Origin of the sequence: Streptomyces sp. UH6, assembly GCF_013421635.1 — a bacterium.
GTDB lineage: Bacteria > Actinomycetota > Actinomycetes > Streptomycetales > Streptomycetaceae > Streptomyces > Streptomyces abyssomicinicus.
In genome coordinates, this window is sequence record NZ_JACADT010001072.1 from 1 (window position 1) to 1,853 (window position 1,853).

Consider the following 1,853-nt stretch of genomic DNA (forward strand, 5'->3'; position numbering starts at 1 on the left):
CCAGCAGCGGCCGGTTGGCGGCGAGTTCGGCGGCGAACACCTCGGGGAAGCCGCCGCCCAGGTAGAGGCCGCGGGTGCCGGAGGGCAGGGCGGGGTCGGTCAGCGGGTCGAAGGAAACGACCTCGCAGCCCGCGGCGGTGAGGAGTTCCTCGGTCTCGGTGTAGCGGAAGGTGAAGGCGCGGCCGCCGGCGACGGCGACGACGGGGCGTCCGCCCTCGCGCGGTGCGCCGATCCCGTCCGCCGGGTCCCAGGGCCGGGCGTCGAGCGGGGGCGCGCTGCGCGCCAGGGCGAGGACGGCGTCCAGGTCGACCTGCTGCGCGATACGCGCGCCGAGCCGCCGGACGGCGAGGGCGGAGTCCGCGCGTTCGGAGGCGGGCACCAGGCCGAGGTGGCGGGAGGGGGCGGCGATCTCCTCGTCACGGGGGACGACGCCGAGCACGGGCAGCCGCAGGGACCGGCGTATCTCGGCGACGTTCCGTTCGGAGCCGGCCTTGTTGAGGATGACGCCGACGACCTCGACGGCCGGGTCGTAGACGGCCATGCCCTCCACCAGCGCGCCGACCGAGCGGGACATGCGGGAGACGTCGACGACGAGCACCACGGGGGTCCGGGTGAGGGCGGCGACGTGGGCGGAGGAGGCGAACCCGTCGCCGCCGATCCGTCCGTCGTGCAGGCCCATCACGCCCTCGATCACCGCGACGTCGGCGCCGCGCGCCCCGTGCAGGAGGAGCGGCGCCACCCGCTCCTCGCCGACCAGGTGGGGGTCGAGGTTGCGGCCGGGGCGGCCGGTGGCGAGGGCGTGGTAACCGGGGTCGATGTAGTCGGGGCCGGTCTTGTGTCCGCTGACGGTGTGGCCGGCGTCGCGCAGGGCGGCCATCAGGCCGGTGGCGACGGTGGTCTTGCCCTGCCCGGTCATCGGGGCCGCGATCATGATCCGGGGCAGGTCCGCCGGCGTCGGGGCGGGCCCGGCGGAGTGCGGGGCGGGCCGGGCCGGGTGCGGGTGGTGGCGTGTCACCATTCGATGCCTCGCTGGCCCTTCTGCCCCGCGTCCATGGGGTGCTTGATCTTCGTCATCTCGGTGACGAGGTCGGCGGCCTCCAGCAGTCCGGGGGCGGCGCGGCGGCCGGTGATCACGACGTGCTGGCGTCCGGGCCGCTCGCGCAGGGTGGTGACGACGTCGTCGACGTCGATCCAGCCCCAGGCGAGCGGGTAGGTGAACTCGTCGAGGACCAGCAGGTCGTACGTCTCGTCGGCCAGGCGGCGCTTGATCTCGGCCCAGCCCTCGACGGCGGCCGCGGCGTGGTCCTCGCCGTCGCCCTGCTTGCGGGTCCAGGACCAGCCGGAGCCCATCTTGTGCCAGTCGACGGGACCGCCCTCGCCGGTCTCCTCGTGGAGCCGGCCGAGGCGTTCGAGGACGGTCTGCTCGCCGATGCGCCACTTGGCGGACTTGACGAACTGGAAGACCCCGATCCGCCAGCCCTGGTTCCAGCCGCGCAGGGCGAGGCCGAAGGCGGCGGTCGACTTGCCCTTGCCGTCGCCGGTGTGGACGACGAGGAGGGGCTTGTTGCGGCGCTGGCGGGTGGTGAGGCCGTCGTTCGGCACGACGGCGGGCTGTCCCTGGGGCATCAGGCGGCCCTCTCTCGGACGGCGGTGCTCAGCGCGTCGGCGCTGACCTCGCGGACGGGCAGGTGGTCGGCGTGCAGGCGGGCGGCCAGGTGCCCGGCCAGGCCGAGGCGGAGGGGTCCGGACTCGCTGTCCACGACGACGGTGCCGACGCCCAGCGAGGCGACCTGGTCGGCGGCGGCCAGCGAGCGGGCGACGGCGACCAGGGCATGCGCAAGATCGCCACCGCC

At 75.2% G+C, this 1,853-nt stretch carries 3 protein-coding genes; all 3 read right to left on the minus strand.

The window, feature by feature from the left end:
• On the minus strand, window positions 1-931 hold a 931-nt coding region (locus tag HW445_RS29310; protein ID WP_180223853.1), incomplete at its 3' end, for a cobyrinate a,c-diamide synthase.
• A gap of 80 nt (window positions 932-1,011) precedes the next feature.
• Complete coding sequence (cobO, locus tag HW445_RS29315; RefSeq protein ID WP_180223851.1) at window positions 1,012-1,626, minus strand: cob(I)yrinic acid a,c-diamide adenosyltransferase; 615 nt, start codon at window positions 1,624-1,626, stop codon at window positions 1,012-1,014.
• Window positions 1,626-1,853 (minus strand): hypothetical protein (locus tag HW445_RS29320; RefSeq protein ID WP_180223852.1); only part of this gene is annotated, 228 nt, incomplete at its 5' end. The genes HW445_RS29320 and cobO, both read right to left, overlap by 1 nt.